Origin of the sequence: Mesorhizobium xinjiangense (genome assembly GCF_009749525.1) — a bacterium.
Taxonomy (GTDB): domain Bacteria; phylum Pseudomonadota; class Alphaproteobacteria; order Rhizobiales; family Rhizobiaceae; genus Mangrovimarina; species Mangrovimarina xinjiangensis.
This window is the reverse complement of the sequence record NZ_WOAC01000015.1, coordinates 173,433-199,375: the sequence shown is the minus strand read 5'-3', so window position 1 is coordinate 199,375 and position 25,943 is coordinate 173,433. Positions and strand designations below refer to the sequence as shown.

The window sequence follows — 25,943 nt, the reverse complement described above, 5'->3', positions numbered from 1 at the left end:
AACGACGGAGCGACTGGCGGCGTAAAACGAACCCGATCCACCTTAGCCAAGCCGCCAAACTGTCTCATCAGACGGGTCCACCTCTGTTCTCATCTTCACCCGGTGCGGTGCGCCACTTCCATCATGTATGGCCCGGACACATTGGTTACAGATCGTACCTAAGATATGGGTGACAACCTCGTGCCGAACGGGTAGTCGATGGTCTGCAAGGTCCTCTGTTCGAGGTCGATATATCCCAGATCACAATGCGTGAATGAGACGAGCCAGATGTGGTCGTCGGTCTGTTTGACGCCGGCGCCAAGTGCAAACGCCGCGGGCTGTCCTCAGTCCGCGGCGTCGTCGCATTCATTGAGGCGCGATCGTTTCCCCTACGCGCCCAGCCCCTTGGCGATCGGCAGCGTGCGCACGCGCTGCTTGGTCGCAGCATAGATGGCGTTTGCAACGGCCGGCCCGATCGGCGGCACGCCGGGCTCGCCGACCCCGGTCGGCCGCTCGCTCGATGGCACGATGTGCACCTCGACCTCGGGCATCTGTTCGATCCTGAGCGGCGTGTAGGTGTCGTAGTTTTCCTGGTTCACGACACCGTCGGTCAGGGTCAATTCTTCGGCGAGAATGGCGCCGAGGCCGAAGCCGACGCCGCCCTCCATCTGGGCGCGGATCGTGTCGGGATTGATGGAAACGCCGCAGTCGACCGCGCAGGTGACCTTGTGCACCCGGACGTCGCCGCCCTCGACGCTCGCCTCGACCACCTGCGCCACATGGGTGGCGAAGCTCTCGGCAAGCGCGATGCCCCTGACGCGGCCGTCGGGCGGCGGCGTGCCCCAGCCGGCCTTTTCGGCCGCCAGCTTCAGCACACCGGCATGGCGCGGGTGGTCCTTCAATAGCGCCAGCCTGAAGTCGAGCGGATCGGCACCTGCCGCTTCGGCCAGTTCGTCCAGGAAGGTCTCGACGGCAAATGCCGTGTGGGTGGAGCCGACCGAGCGCCACCACAAGACCGGAACGCCGACATCGCTCGTCGTCAGCCCGACCGTCTGGGCCGGGAAGGCATAGGGCAGGTTGGCCGCGCCTTCCACCGAGGTCGCATCGACGCCGTTCTCGATCATTGCTTCCATCGGCGTGCCCTTCATGATCGACTGGCCGACGATGTGATGCTCCCAGGCGACGATGTTGCCGTCGGCGTCGAGGCCCGCCTTCATGGCATGGACATAGGCCGGCCGGTAGCGCCCGCCCTTCATGTCGTTGTCGCGTGTCCACTGAAGCTTGACCGGCCGGTTGCCGCCGAGCGCCTTGGCGGTGGCCACGGCGTCGACGAAGACGTCGGCGTCGGCCACGGCGCGCCGTCCGAACCCGCCGCCCGTCTTCATCACGTGCAGCTTCACCTTGTCCGGCGTCGTGCCGGCGATCTGGGCGGAAACCATCTGGTTGAGATCGGGCATCTGGTGCCCGCCCCAGACCTCGACCGTGCCGTCGGCGTTGAAGCGCGCGACCGCATTCAGCGGCTCCATCGCCGCATGGGCGAGATAGGGAAACTCGTAGCGTGCCTCGATCACCCGCTCCGCATTCGCCATCGCAGCTGCGCTGTCGCCGTCCTGCCGTGCGACCGCCGCCGGCGTTTCGGCGGCCATCGCGCGATACTCGGCCAGGATTTCGTCCGAGCCGCGGCTTTCGGCGCCGGACTCGTCCCATTCCACGGTGACCGCCTCGCGGCCCTTGATGGCGGCCCACATATGCTCGCCGACAACCGCGATGCCGCGCGGCGTCTCGACAACGTCGACAACGCCGGCAAGCGCCTTTGCCGCTTCGCCGTCGAATGAGGCTGCACGGGCACCGAACTTCGGCGGGTGGATCATCACCGCCGTCAGCATGTCGGGCAGTTGCACGTCGATGGTGAAGTCGTGCGTGCCGTTGGTCTTCGGGGCGCTGTCGTAGCGCCGCACATCCTCATTGCCGATGACCGACCATTCTGCCGGCTCCTTGAGCACCGGGTCGGCGGGAGGCGGCATGGTGGCGGCCTTTTCGGCCAGCGCGCCAAGGCTTGCCTTGTTGCCCGCATCGTCCGTGACGACGCCATCGGCGATCGAGATTTCGGCTTCGTCCACGCCCCATTCGCTGGCGGCGGCGGCAATCAGCATCTGGCGCGCGGTGGCACCGGCGATCCTGTAGCGATCCCAGGAGGACGCCATGGAAGTCGACCCGCCGGTGAGCTGGAAGGCGCCGCCCATGGCCATGTTGCCGTAATTCTCGGCCGAGCCCCAGCCGCCGACCACGTCGACCTGGTCGAAGCGCGCGCCGAGTTCTTCCAGAACCAGCGTCGCGATGCCGTGATAGGAGCCTTGGCCCATATCGAATTGCGAGGAGATGACGGTTACCTTATCGTCCGGGCCGATCGTCAGATAGACGTCGAACGGGCTGGCCGCCTCGTCGGCCGCAGCGGCGCCGGACGGCCGGAAGCCGATGGCAATTCCGCCCGCCATGGCGGCTGTTCCGATCAGGAAACCGCGCCGTGTCGGCTTGACGGCGTGGGTCAGGATGCGTGGCATGTTCATGGTGTGCAGCATGGCTCAGGCCTCCAGACGGCGGGCGGATTCGTGGATCGCGCCGCGGATGCGTTGATAGGTGGCGCAACGGCACAGATTGCCGCTCATGGCGGCGTCGATGTCGTCGTCGCTGGGCTTCGGCGTCTCGGTGAGCAGCGCCACCGCCGACATGATCTGGCCCGACTGGCAATAGCCGCATTGCGGCACGTCCATTTCGGCCCATACGGTCTGCACGGTCTCGGCGACATGGTCGTCGAGCCCCTCGATCGTGGTGATCTTGGACTCTCCGACGTCGCCCACCATGGTCTGGCACGAGCGGACCGGAAAGCCGTCGAGATGGACCGTACAGGCGCCGCATAGCGCCATGCCGCAGCCGAACTTCGTTCCTGTCAGCCCGACGATGTCGCGGATGGCCCACAAAAGGGGCATGTCCTCCTCGACGTCGAGTTGGTGGTTCTGTCCATTGATGTTGATGCTGATCATAAGTGGCTACTCCCGGAACCGATGATCCGATTTGGCTATCGTGGTCGATCGACGGGCCGCGATGCGGGCGCGGCCGGTCCTGGCGTCTTCCGGCAGGCACGACCATGCGTGTCGCCGGCGGAAATGGCGGTGCCCGTCAGGCGTTCGGCCGAACCGGTGCGCAACGTTCCTGGTGCTGCCCGTTTCCCGGAATGTGCCCAGGAATGTGCAAGCAGTCGGCCACGTCCTGCGTATGCCAGCTAAAGGCGTGCACATGCGTGTCTGCGGTGCGGTGAACGATGTTGGGCATTGCAAGATGATCATTGCACAGGAAACGGTCGGCGGGGTAGTCCTTTCGGCCTAGCCAGATGCACAGGTGCCGCGCGCAAGGTTCAAGGCGCGCCCCTTCTCATGCGGCCTCAATCTACGGTAAATCGCTGGAAGGATTGGATTTATCGGAAATGACGGCGGCAACCGAGAAGTGCCGATGCCCGATTTTCAAATTTACGCGAGCATCGCCGCCGCACCGTGTCGCTCGTCAGTCGGCGCCGGCATCGACCCTGCCGGCTTCCCAGGTCCCGGCATTGCGCAATATGCGCTCGGGATCGGCGAAGCGCTGCCGCAGCAGCTTTTCGTAGAGCGCCGCCTCTTCCTGCCGGTCGAGCGGCGTCGGCGATCCCGAAATGATGCGCAGCGCCTCGCCGAGCGCGTCGACGGTGCCCGAGCCCTCGTCGAATTGCGCCTTCTTGCGCCACACCAGATCGTGCGGCAAAAGGTCGGCGCAGGCCTTGCGCAACACCCATTTTTCCGTCGTTTCTCCTGTGCTTTCGGCCGATTGCGGATCCGTGCGGCGCAGTTTCAGCGTCGCCGGGATCGATTGCGCGAAATCGATCAGCTCGCGGTCGAGAAACGGCGTGCGCGCTTCGAGCCCCTCGGCCATGGTGATGCGGTCGACGCGCTGAAGGTTGATGTTGTGCATGGCGCCCAGCGATCGTGTGAGCTCGTCGGCCAATGCCCGTGGCTGGTCGACATACGCGTGGTGATAGGCGTAGCCGGCGAAGAGCTCGTCGGCGCCTTCGCCCGTCAGCACGGCCTTGACGTGCCGGCGCGCCAGGGCGGCGGCGAAATGGGTGGGAATGGCGCTGCGCACCAGGTCCACGTCGGCGCTTTCCAGATGGTAGATGACATGCGGCAGCACCTTGGCCACATCCTCGGCGGTGAAGGCGTGTTCATGATGGTCGGTGCCCAGATGATCGGCCACCCGTCGTGCGGCCAGAAGGTCCGGACTGCCGGCAAGGCCGACTGAAAACGTCTTCAGCCTGTAGGGCGCGGCGCGCGCGGCGAGCGCGGCGATGATGGAACTGTCGAGACCGCCCGACAGGAAGGAGCCGACTTCGACATCGGCGACCATCCATTTGGCAACCGCTTCTTCGAGCACCAGCCGCAATTCGCGCCATACCGCCTCCTCGTCGATATCGGGCTCCGGCTCGGCCGCGCCGTGCGGCATGCGGTACCAGCGCCGCAAGCCGCTGGTGCTGTCGAACATGCCGCCGGGCGGGATGGCGGTGATCGCCGAGACCGCGACGCCGTCAAACGCCTTGAGCTCCGAAGCGAAGGCGAAACCGTCGCCGATCGCCGCCACGTAGAGCGGCTTGATGCCGAGCGGGTCGCGCGCGGCGATGATGCGTTGCGGCGTCGCCAGCACGAAGGCGAACATTCCGTCGAGCCGTGACACCCAGCGCAGCGCGTCGCTGCGGAACAGATGCAGGATCGTCTCGCTGTCGCTCTTCGTCTCGAACGCGCTTTCGCCGAGGATCGCCCTGAGATCGGCGTGGTTGTAGATTTCGCCGTTGACGACGAGGATGTCTTCGCCCTGGTAGATCGGCTGGGCGCCGTCCTGCGGGCCGATGATGGAAAGCCGGCAATGCGCCATGACGGCGGGTGCGTTGGCCGCGCGTATCACCTCAACCGCGTCCGGGCCGCGATGCGCGATCTTTTCGATCATGTGCGTGGCGAGCGCCTCGTCGCCGATTTTCCACAAACAAACGAATCCGCACATGCCGTCCCTCGTGTCCGCAATATTGTGAATGCCCGCAGCCCATCATAGGCGGGTTCGTCTGCCCGGAATGCCGCGCAACGGTCATGGCGTGCCGCTATCGTCTTGCTTGATCGCTCGCGCAGAACGTGTGATCAGCAACGGAGCCGATAGGGGGCGGCACATTGACCTTCGCCACCCTATCGTGCCTCAATGCATCACATCGAAATACGGCACAAATGGAGGTTGTCATGAGGAAATTGCTCGTTGGGGTTCTGTCCGGCCTATCCGTCGCAGGGCTCGCCGTCCAGGCCATGGCCCAGGATCAGCAGTTCATTTCCATCGGCACGGGCGGCGTGACGGGAGTCTATTACCCGACAGGCGGTGCCATCTGCCGTCTGGTCAACAAGGATCGGAAGGAGCACGGCATCCGCTGCTCCGTCGAATCGACCGGCGGCTCGGTCTACAACGTCAACACGATTCAGGCCGGAGAGCTCGATTTCGGCGTGGCGCAGTCGGACGTACAGTCGAATGCCTATAACGGCCTGGCGCAATGGGACGGCAAGCCCTTCGAGGGCCTGAGGGCCGTGTTCTCCGTGCATCCGGAGCCGGCGACGCTGGTCACCCGAGCCGATGCAGGCATCGAGAACTACACCGACCTGGCCGGCAAGACGGTCAATATCGGCAACCCCGGCTCCGGGCAGAGGGCGCTGTGGGATGCCATGGAGGAAGCCGGGCTCGTCGATTCGAGCGAACTCAAGCTGGCTGCCGAACTCAAGCCGGCAGAGACCGGACAGGCGCTGTGCGACGGCAGGGTCGACGCCTATTTCTATACGGTCGGCCATCCTTCGGCGCTGATCCAGGAAACGCTTTCGACCTGTGACGCCGTCATCGCCAACGTGTCGGGTCCAGAGATCGAGGAGTTCATCTCCGACAAGCCCTATTACCGGCTGGCCACCCTCGCGCCGGAAACCTATGCCGGCCAGGACAACGAGGTCTCCACCTTCGGTGTGGGCGCGACATTCGTGACGTCGGCCGACGTGTCCGACGAGGTCGTCTACACGCTTGTCAAGGCGGTGTTCGAGAACTTCGACGACTTCAAGAAATTGCACCCGGCCTTCGCCAATCTGAAGCAGGAAGAGATGGTCAAGGACGGGCTTTCCGCGCCGCTGCATCCGGGCGCGGAGAAGTACTACAAGGAACAGGGCTGGATGTAATTTCCGCCTTCAAGGCCCGGGTGTTCGAGCACCCGGGCCTTTCTTGTATCGGCTGCGGCGCCGGAGCATCCTTAGCCGGCCTTCAAGTGGGGATATCGGTAGGCCGTGCCGGCCACGAGTATGGTGTGTCGAGGCGGGCCACCGTATAGTCGCGGCACGCGGCTTGGCGAACTTGGGGAAATTGGGAGAAAATCATGAGAAAATTGCTCGTCGGGGCCCTGTCCGGCCTGTCTCTTGCCGGTCTTGCGTTTCAGGCACAGGCCCAGGAACAGCAGTTCATCTCCATCGGCACGGGGGGCGTGACCGGTGTCTATTATCCGACCGGCGGCGCCATCTGCCGCCTGGTCAACAAGGATCGCAAGGAACACGGGATCCGTTGCTCGGTGGAGTCGACGGGCGGCTCCGTCTACAACATCAACACGGTGCGCACCGGCGAATTGGAATTCGGTGTCGCCCAGTCTGACTGGCAGTATCACGCCTATCACGGCACCTCGAAATTCGAGGAACAGGGACCGTTCGAGAAGGAACGGGCCGTGTTCTCCGTTCATCCCGAGCCTTTCACGCTCGTCGTGCGCAAGGGCACGGGCGTTGCGAGCTTCCAGGACCTGAAGGGCAAGAAGGTCAATGTCGGCAATCCGGGCTCCGGCCAGCGCGCCACGACGGAGATCGTCATGGAGGCGTTCGGCATGACCATGGACGATTTCGCGCTGGCGGCCGAGCTCAAGGGCTCGGAAATGGCCCAGGCGCTATGCGACGGCAAGATCGACGCCATGATCTACACGATCGGCCACCCGGCGGCTGCGATCACCGAGGCGGCGACGACCTGTGACGTCGAACTCGTGTCGGTCGACGGCGAGCCGATCGAGAAGCTGGTCGCCGACAATCCTTACTACCGCATCGCCACCGTACCGGGCGGCATGTACAAGGGCACCGACGGTGACGTCACCACCTTCGGCGTCGGCGCGACCTTCATCACCTCGGCGGACGTGTCGGACGAGGTGGTCTACACCGTCGTCAAGGCGGTATTCGACAACTTGGACGATTTCAAGAAGCTGCACCCGGCCTTCACCAACCTCAAGGCGGAAGAAATGGCCAAGGACGGGCTTTCGGCGCCGCTGCATCCGGGCGCGGAGAAATATTACAAGGAACGCGGCTGGATGTAATTCCGGTTTCGCGGCCCGGGCAGGTGCTGCCAGGGCCGTTTCGTGTCATCGGGGAACGTGACGCGGCACTACGAGGGAGTACCAGGCAATGACGGACGAATCGGCCACCAAGAAGACCGGCGTCGATGTCGACATGATGGTGGCAGAGGTCGAAAGCGGGGCCCGCGACGCAACCGGGCTCGCCGGGCGCATCATCATCGCGATCGCCTTCATCTGGGCGCTCTTCCAACTCTACGTCGCCTCCGACATCCCCTTCACGCTGACCGGCCTGACGGGCCTCAATCTGGTCTTCAACAATCAGGAGGCCCGGCAGATTCACCTTGCATTCGCACTGGTGCTGTCGATGCTGGCCTATCCGCTGTTCAAGTCCAGTTCGCGCCACCGCGTGCCCTATTATGACTGGGTGCTGGCGGCGCTGGGCGCTGCGTCCTGCCTCTATCTTCTGTGGTTCAAGGACGACATTGCAGCACGCGCCGGCCTGCCGACGACGGCCGACCTGGTCTTTTCCACCATCGGTATGGTGTCGCTGGCAATTGCCGTCTACCGGGCGCTCGGCCTGCCGCTGGTGATCGTCGCCTCCGTCTTCGTCTTCTATGTCTTCTTCGGCCATCTCTCCTGGATGCCCAGTGCCATTCAGTGGAAGGGCGCCTCCTTCGGCAAGGCGATGTGGCACTATTGGATGCAGACGGAGGGCGTGTTCGGCGTCGCGCTCGGCGTCTCGGCCTCGATGATCTTCCTGTTCGTGCTGTTCGGCTCGCTGCTCGAAAGGGCCGGCGCCGGCAACTACTTCATCAAGCTCGCCTTCGCCCTGCTCGGCCATCTGCGCGGCGGCCCGGCCAAGGCGGCCGTCGTCGCCTCGGCGCTGTCGGGCCTCTATTCGGGGTCATCGATCGCCAATGTGGTGACCACCGGCACGTTCACCATTCCGCTGATGAAGCGCACCGGCTTCAAGCCCGAAAAGGCCGGCGCCGTCGAAGTGGCGTCCTCGACCAACGGCCAGCTCACGCCGCCGGTCATGGGTGCGGCCGCCTTCCTCATTTCCGAGTTCACCGGCGTTGCCTATCCCGACCTGATCAAGCACGCTTTCCTGCCGGCCGTCATCTCCTATATCGCGCTGGTCTATATCGTCCATCTCGAGGCGCTGAAGCTCGGTTTGAAGGGCCTCGAGCGTCCGACCGTGACCGGCACGCTTGCACGGCGTCTGTCCGGCGTACTGCTCGGCTTCATCGCCATGGCGGTGCTGGCGGGCGCCGTCTATTACGGCCTCGGCTGGATCAAGACGGCCTTTCCGGGCATGACGTTCTGGACGGCAGCGGTGCTGTTCCTCGTGGCCTATCTCATCCTGCTCTACACGGCGGCCAGGCACCCCGATCTCGAACTGGACGACCCGAACGCTCCGATGGACGTCCTGCCGCGCGCGGGCGAGGTGGCCGTCACCGGACTCTACTTCGTATTGCCGATCGTGATCCTGATCTGGTGCATCCTGGTCGAGCGTCTGTCGCCGACACTCTCGGCCTATTGGGCGACGATATCGATGATCACCATCGTGCTCACCCAGCGGCCGCTCAAGCGCATGTTCCGCAACCAGGGCGATCTCACGCAGGGGCTGCGCGAGGGATGGTCGGATTTCTTCGACGGGATGATCGGCGGGTCGCGCAACATGATCGGCATTGGCGTGGCGACGGGCGCGGCAGGCGTCATCGTCGGCACCGTGTCGCTGACCGGCGCGCACCAGGTCGTCGGCGAGTTCGTCGAGTACCTTTCCGGCGGCAATCTGATGGCCATGCTGTTCCTGGTCGCGATCATGAGCCTCGTCCTCGGCATGGGCTTGCCGACGACGGCCAATTACATCGTGGTCTCCTCCCTGATGGCCCCGGTCATCGTTTCGGTCGGCGCCTCGACCGGGCTCATCGTGCCGCTGGTGGCGGTGCACCTATTCGTCTTCTATTTCGGCATCCTGGCCGACGACACGCCGCCGGTCGGGCTTGCCGCCTTTGCGGCGGCGGCGATCTCGGGCGGCGATCCGATCCGCACCGGCATTCAGGGTTTTGCCTACGATATCCGCACGGCGCTGCTGCCTTTCCTGTTCATCTTCAACACCGAACTGCTTCTGATAGACGTTACGGTCTACAAGGCGGTGTTCGTCTTCATCGTCGCTGTGATTGCGATGATGCTGTTTGCCGCGGCCACGCAGGGCTACTTCCTGGCCAGGAGCCGATGGTGGGAATCGATCGCCCTGCTTCTCGTCGCCTTCACCCTGTTCAGGCCGGGCTTCTGGCTCGACTACGTCCAGCCGCCCTATGATGACCGGCCGGGCGCGCAGGTCGTGGAGATCGCCTCCGAAATGCCCGACAACGCATCGCTGCGCATGATCGTTGCCGGACCGGATTTCGACAATCCCGACCGGATCGTCGACCGTCACATTCTGGCCGATCTCGGTGCGCCGGGCGAGGGGGGGCAGCGTCTGGACGCGGCCGGGTTGACGGTGCGCCTGGAAGACGGCAAGGCGGTGCTTGACGAGCCCTTCGCCGGAACGCCGTTCTTCAGCGAGTTCACCGACACATTCGATTTCTATGGCGATGTGCCCGTGGAGATCTCCACGGTGCAGGTGCAGGCCGAACGCATGCCCAAGGAGATCTTCTACATACCGGCGCTGATCGTGCTCGCATTCGTTGTCCTGCTGCAGCGGCGCCGTCAGACCGTCCCGGCCTTCTGAGGAGAGCGACGATGTTCAAGCGCATACTTGTTCCGCTGGATCTCAGCGAAGAGGATATGAGCAACCGGACGATGGCGATCGCCGAGGACATGGCGGCGCGCTACGGCGCCGTGCTCGACGTCCTGACCGTCGTGCCGACCTACACGATGTCGATCGTCGGCGCCGCGTTCCCGCGCAATTTCGAGGAGACGGCCTTGGAAGCCGTGCGCCAGAGGCTGAAATCCATGCTTGATGCGCGCGAGGACAGCGGCGTCACGGTCAGGGGCCACGTTGCCCATGGCACGATCTATGACGAGATCATGAAGGTCGCCAACCGGTTGGGCTGCGACCTGATCGTCATGACCTCGCACCGGCCGGAACTGAAGGACTATCTGCTCGGTCCCAACGCCGCGCGCGTCGTGCGCCACGCCCGCCAGTCGGTCTTCGTCATCCGGGATGGCGTGGAAGGCGCATGAGAGCCCGCGTGGCGGTGACGAAATGCCACTGCCCGCAACGCTCTCGACTTGATGGCCCAGCATTGCGCGGCGTGAGCTCGCGGCGTCCCCGGCTTGACTTTCAGGCTGCAATACCCAACTTTGGGGCCATGTCCAGGTCTGAACGATTCAGTCTACATAGAGTGTGCCCGATCGCGGGACACTAAGCCCCGGCCCGGTAGCGTCGCGTTCCGGCCGCGGGGCCTGAACATGCTTGCCCAACCGCGGGCCGAAGCAAAGTCGGATACGCGACACTCAATCCCACAATCAAAATTCTGACCGTTGCGCCGGAACTGCGCGCGTATGCGGTCAGGCATCCGTCAGGAGGCCTGGAATGGTTCTCGATAGCAGGAAGTCGCGCAAGCCCGCGATCACGATGGCGCGTTCCGACCATGATCGCTTGTCGCGGTTGGCCGAGTCCATCTCCGAAAAGAACGCCGCCGCGGCGGAGCAATTGTTTGCGGAACTCGACCGGGCGCGCGTGGTTGCAGACGGCCGTCTCGCATCCGGCGTCGTCCGCATGGGATCGGCTCTGCGCTTCACGACCGATGCGGGTGAAGAACGTTCGGTAACGCTGGTCTATCCGGGTGACGCCGATATTGCGGAGGGAAAAGTTTCAATCCTGACGCCAATCGGCACCGCCCTGATCGGACTGTCGGCCGGGCAGTCCATTGATTGGACGACGCGTGACGGCCAGACGCATCGCCTGACGGTGGAGAGTGTCGAAGCGCCCGACGCGGCTCCGATCGCGCCGGCGGACCATCCGCATCCGCTGTCATGACCTTCGCCGTGCAACGCTGTCGCCTCTCGCTGTTCGGAGGATGTCTCATCGCAGGATCGTAGCCCCTGTGCCGCCGGTGCGCGGCCAGGGGATTTTCCGTTTCGTCTCAACGCAATCGCCCGTCCGGGCGAAAGGAAAACTGCGATGTCTGAAGAAATCTGCGTCCTCACCACGAAAGACTTCACCATTCTCGAAGTCATGCGCGACCGCTGTCTCGGACGCGATGATCCCATGGCGGCGCTCCTCGCCAGAAAGATCGAAACCGCGACAGTCGTCTTTCGCGACGATGTTCCGGCAAACGTCGCCACCTTGAACAGCCGCGTGACATTCAGCGTCGACGGGCGCCAACCCGAAACGCGGGTGATCTCTCACGACAGGATGGTCGGTCTCGTGGGCATGTTCCTGCCGATCACCACGCGGCGCGGATTGGCGCTTCTCGGTCTTGCCGAAGGTCAGGAGTTCCACCTTCATGACCGCGGGGTCATGAAGGAACGGATCGTGCTGGACAAGGTCCTCTATCAACCCGAAACCAAACGACGCGAGAAGGAAGCCGCGGATGGCTTGGTCGGGCCGCCGCAGCGCAGACCGACACTGAGACTGGTCCGCGGGGCCGCCGGCGACCGGCCGTCGCCTGTGACGGTCGATCCCGACGGATTTGACGATCCCGGTCCGTCGGCGGCATGAGCCTCGTCACGGCGGTATTGCAGGCCGGCCGCAAAATGCCGGCCTGCGCTTAACCGCCGTTCTTCACCGCCGCGTCGACCGCCTCGCCGAGCCGCTCGACGATCGTGTCGATCGTCGATTCGTCGCTGATGAAGGGCGGGGCGATCAGCACGTGGTCGCCGCGCGCGCCGTCGATCGTGCCGCCGGAGGGATAGACCATGAGCCCGCGCGCCATCGCCGCCCGCTTGATGCGGGCATTGAGCTTCAGGGCCGGATCGAAGGGCTCCTTGGTCGCGCGGTCGGCGACCATCTCGAGCCCCATGAACAGGCCGCGCCCGCGAATGTCGCCGACATGAGGGCTGTTGCCGAAACGCTCGCCGAGCCGCCGGGAAAGCCGCGCACCCATCGCCTTGACGTTGTCGAGCAGCCCGTCGCGCGCGATCACCTCCTGCACGGCCAGCCCGGCCGCGCAGGCCATGGGGTGGCAGATATAGGTGTGGCCGTGCTGGAAGAGCCCCGAGCCATTGGCGAACGCGTCGAAGATCGTGCGTGACAAAAGCACCGCGCCGATCGGCTGGTAGCCACCGCCGAGCCCCTTGGCGATCGTCATCAGGTCGGGCGCCACGCCATCCTGCTCGCAGGCGTGCAGCGTGCCGGTGCGGCCCATGCCGCACATCACCTCGTCGAGGATCAGGAGCACCCCGTAGCGGTCGCAGATCTCGCGCACGCGCTTGAGATAGCCGGCAACCGCCGGCACCGCACCGGCCGTCGCGCCGACGACCGGCTCGGCGACGAAGGCCATCACGGTTTCGGGGCCGAGCTCCAGGATCCGGTCTTCCAGCGCCTGGGCGGCGCGCAGGCCGTAGGCTTCGTCTGTCTCGCCGGCCTCCTGGTAGCGATAGGCGTAGCAGGGGTCGATGTGGTGGGTCTCGATCAGCAGCGGGCGGAACTGGGCGCGGCGCTGCTCATTGCCGCCCGTTGCCAGCGCCCCCAGCGTGTTGCCGTGATAGCTCTGTCGTCGGGCGATGATGTTGCGCCGCTGCGGCTGACCGATCTCGACGAAATATTGCCGCGCCATCTTGAGCGCCGCCTCGACCGCCTCCGAGCCGCCGGAGACGAAATAGACATGGCTGATGCCGTCCGGGGCTCCGGCGACGAGCCTATCGGCCAGTTTTTCGGCCGGCTCGTTGGTGAAGAAGCCGGTATGCGCGTAGGCGAGCCTGTCGGCCTGCGCCCGCAGGGCGGCGACCACGTCGGGATGGCCGTGGCCGAGACAGGAAACGGCGGCGCCGCCCGAGGCGTCGATATAGGCGCGGCCTTGACTGTCGAAGAGTTCCACCCCCGCGCCGCCGACGGCGGTGGGGAGATCGGCATGAATCTGGCGATGCAGGATATGGGTCATGGCTGGGTCCGTTGCGGGGCGTAGAGGTGGATGTTGAGTTGGGCGAGCTGCTCTTCCGTCGCCGCGATCGCTTCCAGCGCCTTCGCGCCGCCGCGCGCGACGACAAGGGAGGCGAGGATTTCGACGGCGGCGAGCGCCGGCGTCATGGTGTGGACGAAGGAAGGGCTGTCGGTCGAAACGATCACCGACCGGCTGGCGATGGCCGCAAGCGGCGAGACCGGGCTGTCGGTCAGCGCGAGCACGGGTACCCCGCGGCGGGCCGCGTAGCGCGCCGTCTCGATGGTCGCTCCCGTATAGGGGGCGGCGCTGATGGCGAAGAGGACGTCCTCGGCACCGGCGTGGCGCATGGCGTCGAGGTCGGTGCCCGCGCCGCGGCCGAGAAGGATGGCGCGATCGTCGAGAAAGGACATCAGATAGGCGAACTGGGCGGCAACCGGATAGCCGGCGCGCAGGCCGAGACAATAGACCCGTCTTGCGCCTGAAATCAGTGCTGCGGCTGCGGCCAGCTCTTTCATCGTGGCGGGTTCGGCGAGGCGGGTGACGCCATTGCCCACAATCTGCGCGATGTCGGTCATCAGCCCGTCTTCGCCGCCGCCCTCCTCGCGTGCCGCCTGCGCGCCCGCCCGTCCGGAAAAGCCGAGCGCGGCCCGGCGAAGTGCGGCAGCACTTTCCTCGCGGATGTCCTCATAGCCGGCATAGCCGAGCCGCCGGGCAAGCCGGGTCATGGTCCACGGCTTGACGCCGGCGCGGCGCGCCTGTTCGCGCATCGAAAGCAGCGCCACGTCGTTCGGGTTGTCGAGAATATAGCGCGCCGCCTGGCCGAGCTGTTCGGGCAGGCTGTCGAATGCCGCAATGATGCGGTCAGGAAGGGAAAGGGCGGACTTCATGGGCGTCATGCTAGACCTCTTGCAAAAGATATGCAACAAATGTTGCATTGCAATGCATTCGTGCATCATACGGAGTGAAGCGATGCCAGAAACGGCGCAGGAACGGTCGGATGTCGTGGAACCGAAGGCAATCGCCGTGGCGCCCAATGGCGGCCGGCGCGGCAAGGCGGACCATCCAGCAATACCGCTGACCGCCGACGAGATCGCGCGGACCGCCGCGGCCTGTCTCGACGCGGGCGCGGCCATGATCCACATGCATGTGCGTGACCGCGACGGCGCCCATCTGCTCGACGCCGATGCCTACCGCGACGCGATCGCCGCGACGCGCGCCGCGGTCGGCGACCGCCTGGTGATCCAGATCACGACCGAAGCCGTCGGAAGATACCGGCCCGACGAGCAGATGGCTGTCGTCAGGGCGGTGCGCCCGCAAGCCGCCTCGCTGGCGCTGCGTGAGCTGGCGCCCGACGAGGCAAGCGAAGCCGCCTTTGCCGATTTCCTCGCCTGGATGGCCGGCGAGCGGATCGCGCCGCAGATCATTCTTTACACACCGGAGGAAGCTGACCGCATGGCAGCATTGCACAAGCGCGGCCTGATCCCCTTCGATCGGCTGTCGGTGCTCTATGTCCTTGGCCGTTATGCCGAAGGCCAGAAGTCGGCGCCGGCCGACCTGCTGCCCTTCCTGACCGATGCGCGTCCACGGTTTGCCGACTGGATGGTCTGTGCCTTCGGTGCGCGCGAGACGGCCTGCGCGACCTTCGGCGCCATGCTCGGCGGACATATCCGGGTCGGTTTCGAGAACAATTTTTGCCTGCCCGACGGCGCGCTCGCGCCCGACAATGCCGCACTTGTCCATGCGACCGCAACGGCGCTCGGGAGCGTCGGCATTCCATTGGCGAAGGCGGACGAATTGCGGGCGCTGTGGCGCCTATCGAGCTGACCGCTTGGCATCGCCGAACAGGTGGCAGCGCACATTGGCCGCCCCGACGTGGTAGACGGGCGGGATATCGCGGCTGCAATGGTCCATCGCCTGGGGGCAGCGCGGATGGAAATGGCATCCGGGCGGCGGATTGACGGGGTTGGGGATCTCGCCGGCGATCGACTGGCGCTCGGAGCCTCCCATCTCGATGTCCGGCACCGCTTCGAGCAGCATTTTCGTGTATGGATGCTGCGGCGAGGCGAAGAGTTCACGTGCCGGCGCCTCCTCGACCAGCCGTCCGAGGTAAAGCACGCCGACGCGTGTCGCGACATGGCGCACCACGGCGAGATTGTGACTGATGAAGAGATAGGTCAGTCCCAATCTTTCCTGAAGGTCGCGCAGCAGGTTGAGCACCTGCGCCTGCACCGAAACGTCGAGCGCCGAGGTCGGCTCGTCGCAGACGATGAAGCGCGGATTGGATGCCAGCGCCCGGGCGATTGCGATGCGCTGGCGCTGGCCGCCGGAAAATTCGTGCGGGAATTTCTGGCCGTCGCGCGGGTCGAGCCCGACGAGCGACAGGAGCTCGCCGACCCGCTCGCCGCGGTCCTTGGCGTCGGAGATGAGGTCGAACGCCTTGATCGGCTCCTCGATGATGGCGCGCACGCGCCACCGCGGATTGAGGCTGGCGAACGGGTCCTGGAAGATCATCTGGATCTGGCGGCGCATGGCGCGCATGCCCTCGGCATCCTTCGAACCCCAGACATCGGTGCCGCCGATCGTCACGCTGCCGGCCGACGGCCGCAAAAGGCCAACCGTCATCTTGGCGATGGTCGACTTGCCGGAACCGGATTCGCCGACCAGCGCGTAGGTCTCACCCTCGCGGATGGCAAAATCGACGCCGTCGACCGCCGTCAAGGTGACCTTGCCGCCGCCTTCGATCAGACGATTGAGCCAGGGCTTGGAAAGGTCGAAGACGCGACGCAGCCCGTTGATCTCGACCAGTGTCTTGTTGTTGCCGCTGTCCGGCCGAGAAACATCCTTGGGCATCGCGGCGACGCTCATGCGATCGTCTCCTTCGCTGAAACAGGAAGCACGATGCCCGCTTGGTCGGCTGCGCGCAGCGTTTCCGCCGGAGCGGATGGCGCGACCTCGGATGCGTGCAGGAAGCAGGACGCGTCGCTGGTGCCGGCGTCGTAGACCTCCGGCCGCGCCGCGCTGCACGCCTCGAAGGCGAAGTTGCAGCGCGGATTGAAGGCGCAGCCCGCCGGTATGGCGCCGAGGCGCGGCATGGAACCGGGAATCTGCGCCAGCGTTGCGTCGGGATCGCCGACGAGCGAGGGGATCGCCGCCATCAGCCCTTGCGTGTAGGGATGCTGGGGATGCTTGACCACGGCACGCACCGGCCCGATCTCGGCCAGGCGCCCGGCATAAAGCACGCAGACCCGGTCGGCCGTCTCGGCAATGACGCCCATATCGTGCGTGATCAGCATCACCGAGGCGCCGCGATCGGCGCAAAGCCGCTTCAACAGCGCGATGATCTGCGCCTGGACCGAGACGTCGAGCGCCGTCGTCGGTTCGTCGGCGATCACCAGTTCGGGATCGGCGCAAAGCGCCAGGGCGATCACCACGCGCTGGCGCATGCCGCCGGAAAACTGATGCGGATAGGCTGAAAAGCGGGCTTCGGCGGCCGGTATGCCGACCTCCTCCAGGAGCTTCACCGCTTTTGTGCGCGCCGCCTTCTGGGAAAGACGCTCATGGGTCAGGATCGTTTCCACGAGCTGGTCGCCGATGCGGTAGAGCGGGTTGAGGCTGGTCAGCGGGTCCTGGAAGATCATGCCGATCCTGCGCCCGCGGATGCGCCGCATCTGGTCGGGCGACACATTGTCGATGCGCTCGCCGGCGAGCCGGATCTCGCCGCCGGCGACCCGGCCGGGCGGCTCAAGCAGACCGATGATGGCCGAGCCGGTGATCGACTTGCCGGCCCCGGATTCGCCCACCATGCCGAGCACCTCGCCCGGCGCGATGTCGAAGGAGAGGTCGTCGATCGCCGTGAGCACGCCGCGGCGCGTGGGGATTTCGACGCGAAGGTTGCGGACGGAGAGTGTCGGTGTCGTCATCTGAGCTTCGGATTCAATGCGTCGCGCAGCCAATCGCCGAGCAGGTTGACGGCCAGCGCCAGGATGGCGAGCGTGATGCCGGGGAAAATTGTGACCCACCACTCACCGGAAAACAGGAAGTCGTTGCCGATGCGGATCAGCGTGCCGAGCGACGGCTCGGTGGGCGGCACGCCGACGCCGAGGAAGGAGAGGGTGGCCTCGGTGATGATGGCCAGCGCCAGGTTGATCGTGGCGATCACGAGCACCGGGCCGAGGACGTTGGGAAGCACGTGCTTGAACATGATGGTGATCGGCTTGAGCCCGATCAGTTTCGCCGCCAGCACATATTCCTTGTTGGCTTCCACCAGAACCGAGCCGCGCACCGTGCGGGCATATTGCACCCAGAAGGACAGGCCGATCGACAGGACCAGGACCGCGAAGACGACGTTGTCGTAGGATTGCGGCCCAGCCATTGCGCGCGCCACGCCGTTGATGAGAAGGGCGATCAGGATGGCCGGAAAGGTGAGCTGCACATCGGCGATGCGCATGATGACGCTGTCAACCCAGCCGCCCAGATAGCCGGCGAGCAGTCCGAGCGTCACGCCGATGACCATGGCGAAGATGACGCTGGCAAACCCGACGGCGAGCGAGATGCGCATGCCGTAAAGGATGGTCGACAGAACGTCGCGACCCTGATCGTCCGATCCCAGCAGGAAGCGCGGGTCGCTGTCGGCTTCCCATATCGGCGGGTAGAAACTGTCCATGATCGAGATCGATGCCGGGTCGAACGGATTGTGCGGCGCGATCAACGGCGCAAACAACGCGGCCAGCATGAAGATCGCCGTCACCACGGCCGAGACCATGGTCAGCGGCGACCGCGTGAAGGAGTACCAGATGTCGGAATCGGCGATGCGCCTGACGAAGCCAGGGCGCGTGCCGCCCTTCACGCCTTCGGGAGCGGTCTGTGCTGCCTTGCCTTCCGGCTCGGTTGCGTAAGACATCGGCCTAACTCGCTGCGCCGCCGAGGCGGATTCTCGGGTCGACCGCCACGTAGAGCAGGTCGACGATGAAATTGATGATGACGAACAGGAAGGCGATCAAGAGCAGGTAGGCGGCCATGATCGGGATATCGACATTCTGCACCGCCTGCAGGAACAAGAGCCCCATGCCCGGCCACTGGAACACCGTTTCGGTGATGACGGCAAAGGCGATGATCGAGCCGAGCTGCAGGCCGGTGATGGTGATGACGGGCACCAGCGTGTTCTTCAGCGCGTGGCCGAAATTGATCGCGCGCCGCGACAGGCCGCGGGCCCGGGCGAACTTGATGTAGTCGGTCCTCAAGACCTCCATCATCTCGCCGCGCACGAGCCGCATGATCAGCGTCATCTGGAACAGGCCGAGCGTGATCGAGGGCAGGATCAGCGATTGCAGGCCAGACTTGGTCAAAAGTCCGGTGGTCCATCCGCCGCCGAGATCGACCACGTCGCCGCGCCCGAAGGAGGGCAGCCAGCCGAGGTTCACCGAGACGACGAAGATGAGCAGGATGCCGATCAGGAATGTCGGCAGCGATACGCCGATCAGGCTGATTGTCAGGAAGGCGCGCGCCAGCCAGGTGTTGCGGTAGAGCCCGGTATAGACGCCCATGGGCACTCCCACCGCGAGAGCGAAAAGAGCCGATACGAAGGACAGCTCCAGCGTGGCCGGCAAGCGGCTGGCGATGAGCGAGGCGACCGGCTGCTTGAACTGGTAGGAGATGCCGAAGTCGAACTGAGCCGCCTTGATGACGAAGCGTGCGAACTGCAGCAGCACGGGATCGTTGAGCCCGAGTGCCTGGCGCAGCGCCTCGCGTTCGGCCGGCGAGGTGTCCACCCCGACGAGCTGGTTCACCGGGTCGCCGACGAAGCGGAACATCATGAAGGAGATCAAGGCGACGACGAGCATGACGCCGAGCGCTTGGAGGAGCCGCCTGATGGCGAATGCGATCATGAAGGAATGTCCCGAAAGCGTGCAGTCGCGGCCCGCGCCGGTTTACCCGCGCGGGCCGTCGGGCAGGGTTCGCCTGCTCAGTTCACCTTGGCCCAGTAGAACAGGACCTGGTTGTCGGCCCGCTGAACGATCTCGACGTTGGAGCGCTTGCCCCAGGCCAGCGACTGCTGGTGCAGCGGAATATGCGACACTTCCTCGGTCAGGATCGTATAGGCCTGCTTGATCAACTCGCTGCGCTTTTCCGGATCGGTCTCGCTGACGATCTCAGATGCCAGCGCGTCGGCCTCTTCGCTGCAATAGCCGCCAAGGTTGAACGGTCCGCCCTTTCCGGTCTCGTCGCGGCAACCCGCCAGATTGGTCAGGACGTTCCACGAATCGAACGAACCGGGCGTCCAGCCGAGCAGGTAGAAATCGGTGTCATAGCCGCCCGGCGCCAGGACCTTGGCGAAATACTGCGCCTTGGGCTGGGCGTTGAGGTTCACCTTGACCCCGATGCGCGCCAGCATGGAGACCACGGCCTGGCAGATCGCTTCGTCATTGACGTAGCGGTCGTTCGGGCAGTCCATGCCGACGGTGAAGCCGTCCGGATATCCCGCATCGCTCATCAACTGCTTGGCGGCTTCCGGATCGTAGGGCAGGCGTTTGAATTCGCCTGCGCCTTCATACAGCTCGTTGGCGATCAGCAGCGGCACCGGCGTCGACAAGCCGCGCATGACGCGCTCCTTGATCGCATCGATGTTGATCGCCTGGTAGAACGCCTTGCGCACCTTGACGTCGCGGAACGGGTTCTTGCCCTTGATGTCGGACGTCGGCAGTTCGTCGCGGAATTGGTTGAAGCCGAGATGGATGACCCGCAATTCCGGTCCCGTCAGGGCATCGGCATTGGGATCGGCCTCTACGCGCGGAATGTCCTGCACCGGCACGGGGTCGATCAAATCGACATCGCCGGCCAGGAGTGCGGCCACGCGGGTGCCGTCGGATGCGATCGGGGTGAAGACGACTTGCGTCAGATTATGCTCCGGCGTGCCCCACCAGTCTTCGTTGGGCTCGAAGACGGTCTTCACGCCCGGCTCGTGACTGACGATCTTGAACGGTCCGGTGCCGTTGGCCCTGAAGGCGGCAGGCCCAGGATTGGTGTCCTTGGCCGAGACCGGCTCCACGGCGCCTTCCGCCTCGGCCCATTCCTTGTCCATGATGTACCAGGTATCCCATTCATAGTGCAGGATGGGATTGGGGGTCTTCAGCTTCACCTCGACGGTGTAGTCGTCGATCTTGGTCCACTCCGAATCGGCAGGGATGCGGGTCTTCAGGTCAGACGATTCTGCGCGCACGCGCTCGGCCGAGAAGATGACGTCGTCGGCGTTGAATTCATTGCCGTTGGCAAACTTGACGCCCTCGCGCAGGTGAAAGCGCCAGGTGAGCGGGTCGATGGTTTCCCAGCTCTCGGCAAGGCCCGGGATGATCTTGAGATCCTTGTCCCGCTTCGTCAGCCCTTCGAAGACGTTGCCGAACATGCCCAGCGAGAACGTCTCGTTGAGCGTATAGGGGTCGAGCGCGTTGAGCGTGCCCTGAAAGGCGAAGCGCAGCGTCTCGGCCTGAGCCGATGTCGCGCCCGCCAGTGCGGTCGCGAGCCCGGCCGCAAGCGCGGCACGGCGCACGTGCCCGGCAAGAATGGATTTGGTATGTCGGATCATCGTCGATTGTCTCCCATTGTTCGAGCACCAGCGATTTATGATTGTGATGCAGGTTTACTCTGGCGCCACTATTCAGAAAACCGCTTGCGGGCGCAAGCCGGTGCGTGAAGCGAAATTTGCCGTTGCGTGAAGCAGGCCGCCTGAATGGCGCGCATATTGGGCCAGGCGCGGTCGCCGCTCGGGCCGTGTTCAAGCCGCTATATAAGTGCCCGCAGTGTCTTCAAGTCGAGCGTCTGCAGTTCGTGCCGGTCCGATGGCAACGGCACGAAAGACACGGTCAGGCCCGATTCGCGCAAGGTGCACAGGCCGAAGGATGCGCCGCTGACCATGCGCAGCCCGTCTGCATAGAGGATGTCGTTGGCCGTGTGCAGGCCGGTGCCGACGACGACCGGCATGCCGTGCCAGAACGTCACCCTGTCGTAGTGGACGTGGCCGCTGAAAACCCCGGCGACGTCACGGCCTTTCAAAAGCCCCGCCAGCCGGCGGCTGTCGGCCCAGTCGAGGCACTCCCAGGCAAGCGTTGCATCCTCGTCGAGCGCCGGCGGGTGATGGATCGCGATGATCTTGCGCAGGCCCGTATGCCGGTCGAGCGCGGATTGGAGAAAATCGAACTGGTCGGACGACAGCGCCCCGCCGATGCGGCCGGGAACCCTGGAATCGAGCACCACGACATGGAGGTCGTCAATCACCGTGTCGTGGCAATAGGGTGCTTCGAGATTGCAGTCGCGGCCGAGCATGCCTTCATAGAAGCCAGGTCGGCTGTCGTGGTTGCCGAGCGCATAGACGATCGGGATATCGATGCCGTCCATCGTCTCTGCAAGCAGGCGATAGCTTTTGGCGTCGCCGCGGTTGGTCAGGTCGCCGCTGATGAGAATGAAGGCCGGCCGCGGCCGGACGGCGCGGACCATTGCCTTGACCGTTTTCAAGGTCCCGAGCGTGTCCGACAGAAGCTCGGGATCCCGGTGGTCGGGATGCGAAAGGTGCAGATCGGTCAGATGGACGAAATGGACGGGGCGGCTCATCGTTTTGCTACCGGGTTTGGCATAGGCTCACGTGCGATACGCATGGTTGGGGAACCATGATAACACGCCGATGACGGTTCAGCTTCGCGCGGCGATCCCTTTCGGCCCCCGGGCGGCAGGTTCAGAGCTGGTTTGCGACCTCGACGAGATTGCCGTCCAGGTCGCGCAGATAGATTGAGTTCAGCCGTCCGAGCGCACCGGCGCGTTCGACCGGCCCTGCGGCAATGGGTATGCCCTCGGATTGCAAATGCTTTGCCACATCGGCGATCGGCACGTCTGTCAGCAGGCAGAAATTGCCACTGCCAGGCACAGTGTTGCGGGCGATGTCGGGCGCTGCGCGCGCATCCTGCAGGCTGATCTTGTTGGCGCCGAAGAAGAGCGCCCACTTGCCCGGCCGCTCCTCGCGCGGCTCCATCCCCAGTATACGTTCGTAGAAGCGCCGCGTGGCCGCGACATCGGCAACGCACAGAACGATATGATCGAGCGAACGCACATGCATGGCGCTGCGATTCTAGACGCAGATGATCTGCGAGGCCAGCGCCTGAGTGGCATCTCTGGCGCAACAGCGACCCGCTGGCTGGCAATTTCCGTGGCTACCCACTATCTGCTTGTCTGAACGGCGGGGCAGGTGCACCGGCCCGGTGCATGGCGCATTCAATCAAACGACGGCGATGATGACGAATTCATTCGACAGGACGGGGTTGTGCGGATTTTCGGCGGCGAGGGCTGGGCAATGACCAAGGGAGCCGTCATCGTCGGCGCCTCGCATGCCGGTGTGCAGGCTGCCGCGTCGCTGCGCCAATCGGGCTATCAGGAGCCGATCACGCTCTTGTCGGCCGAGCACGATCTTCCCTATCACCGACCCCCGCTGTCAAAGGCCTTCCTGCTCGGCGAGAAGACGGCCGACCAGCTTCAGCTTCGCTCTGAAGCCTTTTACCGCGACCAGGGCATAGACCTCCGGCTCGGGCAATGTGCGACGGCGATCGACCCGGCCGCGCGCCGCGTCGAGACGGACGCCCACAGGTTCGAATACGGTTCGCTCATTTTGGCGACGGGCTCGCGCGCCCGCGATCTGCCGGTGCCGGGCGCCGGGCTCGAGGGCGTTTACACCCTGCGCAGCCTGGCCGAGGCGCGCGCCCTGAAACCGGCGCTCGATGCGGCCGCGTCGATCGTCGTCATCGGTGGTGGCTTCATCGGTCTGGAGGTTGCGGCGAGCGTGGCCAAGAACGGCAAGTCGGTTCGCGTGGTCGAGGCCGCGCCGCGCCTTCTTGCCCGCTCCGTGCCGCAGCAAGTCGCGGATTTCCTGGCCGACTATCATGCTTCCAGGGGTGCGCGCTTGAGCTTCTCGCAAAGCGTCGAGGCGATCGAGGGCGATGGCGCACGCGTCACCGGGGTGCGGCTTGCAAACGGCGAGACGATCGCTGCCGATCTCGTCGTCGTCGGCGTCGGCGGCCTCGCCAATACCGAACTTGCCGAAGCGGCGGGGCTTGCTCTTGAAGCCGGCGGCATCCGGGTCGACGAACACGGCCGCACGAACGCACCCGGCATCTACGCCGTTGGCGATTGTGCGTCCTTCGACAATCCCTTTGCCGGAGCGGTGGTGCGCCTCGAATCGGTGCAGAACGCCGTCGACCAGGCCAAGGCCGCGGCCGGCCACATTGCCGGGCGGCAAGCGCCGCTTGCCGCCGTGCCGTGGTTCTGGACCGACCAGTACGATCTGAAACTGCAGATGGCCGGCGTCGGACGGTCTGGAGCGGAAGAGATCCTGCGTGGCGATCCGGCCGACGCGGCCTGGTCGCTGCTGCATCTCGACAATGGGCGCCTGGTTGCCTGCTTTTCCGTCAACCGAGCCGCCGATCACATGGCCTCGCGCAAGCTGATCGCTACTGGCGTGATGCTCGACAGACTGGCCGCCGCCGATCCCTCCGTGCCGCTGATGCGGACCGTTTCGGAACCCGACCTTCGCGCCGCCGCGCAGTAGATGGCGGCGCGGCTGCATGGCCATGTCAGGAGGTTCTATCCTGCGCAAAGGAATAGCCTGACAAATCGCTCCATATGACCTATGTCCCCCGCATGCAGCCAGCCATCTCGATATCGAATCTCTCCAAGCGCTACACATCCGGCTTCGAGGCGCTGAAGAGCGTCGACCTGGACGTGCGCCACGGCGAAATCTTCGCCCTGCTCGGGCCCAACGGGGCCGGCAAGACGACGCTCATCAGCATCGTCTGCGGACTGGTCAACCGCACCGGGGGCGACGTGCTGGTCGATGGCCACGACATCGAAAAGGATTATCGCAAGGTCCGCTCGATGATCGGCCTGGTGCCGCAGGAGCTGACGACCGACGCCTTCGAGACGGTCTGGAAGTCGGTCAGCTTCAGCCGCGGCTTGTTCGGCCAACCGGCCAATCCCGATTTCATCGAGAAGGTGCTGCGCACCTTGTCGCTGTGGGACAAGCGCAACAGCAAGATGATGGAACTGTCGGGCGGCATGAAGCGCCGGCTGATGATCGCCAAGGCGCTGTCGCACGAGCCGCAGATCCTGTTTCTCGACGAGCCGACGGCCGGTGTCGACGTCGAATTGCGCCGCGACATGTGGGAGATGGTGCGCGGGCTGAAGGATTCGGGCGTCACCATCATCCTGACCACCCACTATATCGAGGAAGCCGAGGAGATGGCCGATCGCATCGGCGTCATCAACCAGGGCCAGATCGTCCTGGTGGAGGAAAAGGCCGAACTGATGCGCAAGCTCGGCCGCAAGGAGCTGACGCTGCAATTGCGCGAGCCCGTAGAGCGCATTCCAGAAAGCCTTATCGCGCATAATCTGACGCTGTCGGAGGCCGGCGACGAACTGACCTATGTCTACGACAGCCAGGGCGACCGCACAGGGATCACCAGGCTCCTGAAGGATATCGACACGGCCGGGATCGGATTCAGCGATCTGTCGACGCGCCAGAGCACGCTGGAAGAGATATTCGTCAATCTGGTGAGGGAGGGCAGATGAACTACCAAGCCATCTGGGCAATCTACAGGCAGGAAATGGCGCGCGCCTTCCGCACGCTGCTGCAGAGCATCATTTCGCCCGTCATCTCGACCACGCTCTATTTCGTCGTCTTCGGGGCGGCGATCGGCTCGCGCATCCAGGAAGTCGACGGGGTGAGCTACGGCTCCTTCATCGTGCCCGGGCTGATCATGCTGTCGCTCTTGACGCACTCGATCTCGAACGCGTCGTTCGGCATTTATTTTCCCCGTTTCACCGGGACGATCTACGAAATCCTCTCGGCACCGGTCTCCTATGTGGAGATCGTGCTGGCCTATGTCGGCGCGGCGGCGACCAAGTCCATCATACTCGGCGCCATCATCCTGGCCACGGCGGGCTTTTTCGTGCCGCTGCAAATCGAGCATCCTGTCTGGATGGTCCTGTTTCTGGTGTTGACCGCGGCGACCTTCAGCCTGTTCGGCTTCATCATCGGCATCTGGGCCGATGGCTTCGAGAAGCTGCAACTCGTGCCGCTGCTCATCATCACCCCGCTTACCTTTCTTGGCGGCAGCTTCTACTCGATCGACATGCTGCCGCCGGCCTGGCGCACCGTCACTCTGTTCAACCCGGTCGTCTATCTCGTCAGCGGGTTTCGTTGGAGCTTTTTCGGCGCGTCCGACGTCGGCATGGGCGTCAGCCTGGCCATGACGTTGGTGTTCCTCGCCCTGTGCATGGCCGTCGTTGGCTGGATCTTCCGCACCGGCTACCGCCTGCGGCCGTGACGCGTCGCGGATTTCGCGGTGCTAACTTCCGGTAAAGGATATCCGTTCACTCTCCGTCACATCGATCGAAGGCGATTCGATCTTTGGGGACTGTCATTGCCGATCCGACGCACGGCTCCGGTTCGCCCGGAGCAT

The 25,943-nt window shown here is 64.7% G+C and carries 22 protein-coding genes; 10 read left to right on the top strand and 12 right to left on the bottom strand.

The window, feature by feature from the left end:
• Nucleotides 1-368: 368 nt before the first annotated feature.
• From GM909_RS17145 to asnB, 3 genes are all read right to left on the bottom strand, one after another.
• Entirely contained in the window at nucleotides 369-2,558 is a 2,190-nt protein-coding gene (locus GM909_RS17145) for a xanthine dehydrogenase family protein molybdopterin-binding subunit (RefSeq protein WP_157018023.1), read from the bottom strand.
• Nucleotides 2,559-2,561: 3 nt separating this feature from the next.
• Nucleotides 2,562-3,020 carry a (2Fe-2S)-binding protein gene (locus tag GM909_RS17140; protein WP_157018021.1) on the bottom strand — a complete coding sequence of 153 codons (459 nt, stop codon included), beginning with the start codon at nucleotides 3,018-3,020 and terminating at the stop codon, nucleotides 2,562-2,564.
• A gap of 517 nt (nucleotides 3,021-3,537) precedes the next feature.
• Nucleotides 3,538-5,058 (bottom strand): asparagine synthase (glutamine-hydrolyzing), encoded by a 1,521-nt coding sequence (gene asnB / locus GM909_RS17135; RefSeq protein ID WP_157018019.1) that lies wholly within the window; start codon nucleotides 5,056-5,058, stop codon nucleotides 3,538-3,540.
• Between the two features lie 227 nt (nucleotides 5,059-5,285).
• Here asnB and GM909_RS17130 point away from each other — a divergent pair, with 227 nt between their 5' ends.
• The 6 genes from GM909_RS17130 (at nucleotide 5,286) to GM909_RS17105 (ending at nucleotide 12,068) form a co-directional block, all read left to right on the top strand.
• On the top strand, nucleotides 5,286-6,251 hold the full coding sequence (locus GM909_RS17130; RefSeq protein WP_157018017.1) for a TAXI family TRAP transporter solute-binding subunit: 966 nt from the start codon (nucleotides 5,286-5,288) through the stop codon (nucleotides 6,249-6,251).
• Between the two features lie 194 nt (nucleotides 6,252-6,445).
• Nucleotides 6,446-7,414, top strand: a complete 969-nt coding sequence (locus tag GM909_RS17125; protein WP_157018015.1) for a TAXI family TRAP transporter solute-binding subunit — start codon at nucleotides 6,446-6,448, stop codon at nucleotides 7,412-7,414.
• 88 nt (nucleotides 7,415-7,502) lie between these two features.
• Nucleotides 7,503-10,130: a TRAP transporter permease gene (locus GM909_RS17120; RefSeq protein WP_157018013.1), complete on the top strand. Its 2,628-nt coding sequence runs from the start codon at nucleotides 7,503-7,505 to the stop codon at nucleotides 10,128-10,130.
• Between the two features lie 11 nt (nucleotides 10,131-10,141).
• The gene (locus tag GM909_RS17115; RefSeq protein WP_157018011.1) at nucleotides 10,142-10,585 is read left to right on the top strand and encodes a universal stress protein; all 444 of its coding nucleotides are present in this window, start codon (nucleotides 10,142-10,144) and stop codon (nucleotides 10,583-10,585) included.
• A gap of 352 nt (nucleotides 10,586-10,937) precedes the next feature.
• Nucleotides 10,938-11,384, top strand: coding sequence for a nucleoside diphosphate kinase regulator (rnk, locus tag GM909_RS17110; RefSeq protein WP_157018009.1), 447 nt, complete (start codon nucleotides 10,938-10,940; stop codon nucleotides 11,382-11,384).
• A gap of 144 nt (nucleotides 11,385-11,528) precedes the next feature.
• Nucleotides 11,529-12,068 (top strand): nucleoside-diphosphate kinase, encoded by a 540-nt coding sequence (locus GM909_RS17105; protein WP_157018007.1) that lies wholly within the window; start codon nucleotides 11,529-11,531, stop codon nucleotides 12,066-12,068.
• A 49-nt stretch (nucleotides 12,069-12,117) separates the two neighbouring features.
• On the opposite strand, the gene GM909_RS17100 is transcribed toward GM909_RS17105, so the two are convergent.
• Nucleotides 12,118-13,449, bottom strand: a complete 1,332-nt coding sequence (locus tag GM909_RS17100) for an aspartate aminotransferase family protein (protein WP_157018005.1) — start codon at nucleotides 13,447-13,449, stop codon at nucleotides 12,118-12,120.
• Nucleotides 13,446-14,345 carry a MurR/RpiR family transcriptional regulator gene (locus GM909_RS17095; RefSeq protein WP_235911949.1) on the bottom strand — a complete coding sequence of 300 codons (900 nt, stop codon included), beginning with the start codon at nucleotides 14,343-14,345 and terminating at the stop codon, nucleotides 13,446-13,448. The genes GM909_RS17100 and GM909_RS17095 overlap by 4 nt, the downstream gene beginning before the upstream one ends.
• A gap of 73 nt (nucleotides 14,346-14,418) precedes the next feature.
• On the opposite strand from GM909_RS17095, the gene GM909_RS17090 reads away from it, so the two are divergent.
• Nucleotides 14,419-15,273 (top strand): BKACE family enzyme, encoded by an 855-nt coding sequence (locus GM909_RS17090; protein ID WP_157018003.1) that lies wholly within the window; start codon nucleotides 14,419-14,421, stop codon nucleotides 15,271-15,273.
• Here GM909_RS17090 and GM909_RS17085 read toward each other — a convergent pair.
• The 7 genes from GM909_RS17085 to GM909_RS17055 all read right to left on the bottom strand — a co-directional run bounded on the left by GM909_RS17085 (nucleotide 15,262) and on the right by GM909_RS17055 (nucleotide 22,549).
• Nucleotides 15,262-16,314: an ABC transporter ATP-binding protein gene (locus GM909_RS17085; RefSeq protein ID WP_235911948.1), complete on the bottom strand. Its 1,053-nt coding sequence runs from the start codon at nucleotides 16,312-16,314 to the stop codon at nucleotides 15,262-15,264. The two genes, GM909_RS17090 and GM909_RS17085, sit on opposite strands and share 12 nt — an antisense overlap.
• Entirely contained in the window at nucleotides 16,311-17,369 is a 1,059-nt protein-coding gene (locus GM909_RS17080; protein ID WP_157018001.1) for an ABC transporter ATP-binding protein, read from the bottom strand. Before GM909_RS17080 ends, GM909_RS17085 begins: the two co-directional genes overlap by 4 nt.
• Nucleotides 17,366-18,349: an ABC transporter permease gene (locus tag GM909_RS17075; RefSeq protein ID WP_157017999.1), complete on the bottom strand. Its 984-nt coding sequence runs from the start codon at nucleotides 18,347-18,349 to the stop codon at nucleotides 17,366-17,368. The genes GM909_RS17080 and GM909_RS17075 overlap by 4 nt, the downstream gene beginning before the upstream one ends.
• Before the next feature lie 4 nt (nucleotides 18,350-18,353).
• Nucleotides 18,354-19,334: an ABC transporter permease gene (locus tag GM909_RS17070; RefSeq protein WP_157017997.1), complete on the bottom strand. Its 981-nt coding sequence runs from the start codon at nucleotides 19,332-19,334 to the stop codon at nucleotides 18,354-18,356.
• Between the two features lie 77 nt (nucleotides 19,335-19,411).
• Nucleotides 19,412-21,028 (bottom strand): ABC transporter substrate-binding protein, encoded by a 1,617-nt coding sequence (locus tag GM909_RS17065; RefSeq protein ID WP_157017995.1) that lies wholly within the window; start codon nucleotides 21,026-21,028, stop codon nucleotides 19,412-19,414.
• A gap of 197 nt (nucleotides 21,029-21,225) precedes the next feature.
• The gene (locus GM909_RS17060) at nucleotides 21,226-22,050 is read right to left on the bottom strand and encodes a metallophosphoesterase family protein (protein ID WP_157017993.1); all 825 of its coding nucleotides are present in this window, start codon (nucleotides 22,048-22,050) and stop codon (nucleotides 21,226-21,228) included.
• Nucleotides 22,051-22,171: 121 nt separating this feature from the next.
• The gene (locus GM909_RS17055; RefSeq protein ID WP_157017991.1) at nucleotides 22,172-22,549 is read right to left on the bottom strand and encodes a VOC family protein; all 378 of its coding nucleotides are present in this window, start codon (nucleotides 22,547-22,549) and stop codon (nucleotides 22,172-22,174) included.
• A gap of 234 nt (nucleotides 22,550-22,783) precedes the next feature.
• Between GM909_RS17055 and GM909_RS17050 the strand changes: the two genes are divergently transcribed.
• The 3 genes from GM909_RS17050 (at nucleotide 22,784) to GM909_RS17040 (ending at nucleotide 25,808) form a co-directional block, all read left to right on the top strand.
• Nucleotides 22,784-24,031, top strand: a complete 1,248-nt coding sequence (locus tag GM909_RS17050; protein ID WP_157017989.1) for an NAD(P)/FAD-dependent oxidoreductase — start codon at nucleotides 22,784-22,786, stop codon at nucleotides 24,029-24,031.
• 92 nt (nucleotides 24,032-24,123) lie between these two features.
• A complete protein-coding gene (locus GM909_RS17045) occupies nucleotides 24,124-25,050 on the top strand; it encodes an ABC transporter ATP-binding protein (protein WP_157018037.1) in 927 nt (308 codons plus the stop codon).
• Nucleotides 25,047-25,808 carry an ABC transporter permease gene (locus GM909_RS17040; RefSeq protein ID WP_157017987.1) on the top strand — a complete coding sequence of 254 codons (762 nt, stop codon included), beginning with the start codon at nucleotides 25,047-25,049 and terminating at the stop codon, nucleotides 25,806-25,808. Before GM909_RS17045 ends, GM909_RS17040 begins: the two co-directional genes overlap by 4 nt.
• Nucleotides 25,809-25,943 lie beyond the last annotated feature (135 nt).

Excerpts from the sequence above, each read along its gene's own strand:
- GM909_RS17075 (WP_157017999.1), bottom strand. The coding sequence starts at position 18,349 with ATGTCTTACGCAACCGAGCCGGAAGGCAAGGCAGCACAGACCGCTCCC.
- GM909_RS17045 (WP_157018037.1), top strand. The coding sequence starts at position 24,124 with ATGCAGCCAGCCATCTCGATATCGAATCTCTCCAAGCGCTACACATCC.
- GM909_RS17140 (WP_157018021.1), bottom strand. The coding sequence starts at position 3,020 with ATGATCAGCATCAACATCAATGGACAGAACCACCAACTCGACGTCGAG.
- rnk (WP_157018009.1), top strand. The coding sequence starts at position 10,938 with ATGGTTCTCGATAGCAGGAAGTCGCGCAAGCCCGCGATCACGATGGCG.
- GM909_RS17065 (WP_157017995.1), bottom strand. The coding sequence starts at position 21,028 with ATGATCCGACATACCAAATCCATTCTTGCCGGGCACGTGCGCCGTGCC.
- GM909_RS17125 (WP_157018015.1), top strand. The coding sequence starts at position 6,446 with ATGAGAAAATTGCTCGTCGGGGCCCTGTCCGGCCTGTCTCTTGCCGGT.
- GM909_RS17085 (WP_235911948.1), bottom strand. The coding sequence starts at position 16,314 with ATGAGCGTCGCCGCGATGCCCAAGGATGTTTCTCGGCCGGACAGCGGC.
- GM909_RS17050 (WP_157017989.1), top strand. The coding sequence starts at position 22,784 with ATGACCAAGGGAGCCGTCATCGTCGGCGCCTCGCATGCCGGTGTGCAG.
- GM909_RS17115 (WP_157018011.1), top strand. The coding sequence starts at position 10,142 with ATGTTCAAGCGCATACTTGTTCCGCTGGATCTCAGCGAAGAGGATATG.
- GM909_RS17105 (WP_157018007.1), top strand. The coding sequence starts at position 11,529 with ATGTCTGAAGAAATCTGCGTCCTCACCACGAAAGACTTCACCATTCTC.
- GM909_RS17130 (WP_157018017.1), top strand. The coding sequence starts at position 5,286 with ATGAGGAAATTGCTCGTTGGGGTTCTGTCCGGCCTATCCGTCGCAGGG.
- GM909_RS17080 (WP_157018001.1), bottom strand. The coding sequence starts at position 17,369 with ATGACGACACCGACACTCTCCGTCCGCAACCTTCGCGTCGAAATCCCC.
- GM909_RS17040 (WP_157017987.1), top strand. The coding sequence starts at position 25,047 with ATGAACTACCAAGCCATCTGGGCAATCTACAGGCAGGAAATGGCGCGC.
- GM909_RS17055 (WP_157017991.1), bottom strand. The coding sequence starts at position 22,549 with ATGCATGTGCGTTCGCTCGATCATATCGTTCTGTGCGTTGCCGATGTC.
- GM909_RS17090 (WP_157018003.1), top strand. The coding sequence starts at position 14,419 with ATGCCAGAAACGGCGCAGGAACGGTCGGATGTCGTGGAACCGAAGGCA.
- GM909_RS17060 (WP_157017993.1), bottom strand. The coding sequence starts at position 22,050 with ATGAGCCGCCCCGTCCATTTCGTCCATCTGACCGATCTGCACCTTTCG.
- GM909_RS17145 (WP_157018023.1), bottom strand. The coding sequence starts at position 2,558 with ATGCTGCACACCATGAACATGCCACGCATCCTGACCCACGCCGTCAAG.
- GM909_RS17100 (WP_157018005.1), bottom strand. The coding sequence starts at position 13,449 with ATGACCCATATCCTGCATCGCCAGATTCATGCCGATCTCCCCACCGCC.
- GM909_RS17095 (WP_235911949.1), bottom strand. The coding sequence starts at position 14,345 with ATGACGCCCATGAAGTCCGCCCTTTCCCTTCCTGACCGCATCATTGCG.
- GM909_RS17120 (WP_157018013.1), top strand. The coding sequence starts at position 7,503 with ATGACGGACGAATCGGCCACCAAGAAGACCGGCGTCGATGTCGACATG.
- GM909_RS17070 (WP_157017997.1), bottom strand. The coding sequence starts at position 19,334 with ATGATCGCATTCGCCATCAGGCGGCTCCTCCAAGCGCTCGGCGTCATG.
- asnB (WP_157018019.1), bottom strand. The coding sequence starts at position 5,058 with ATGTGCGGATTCGTTTGTTTGTGGAAAATCGGCGACGAGGCGCTCGCC.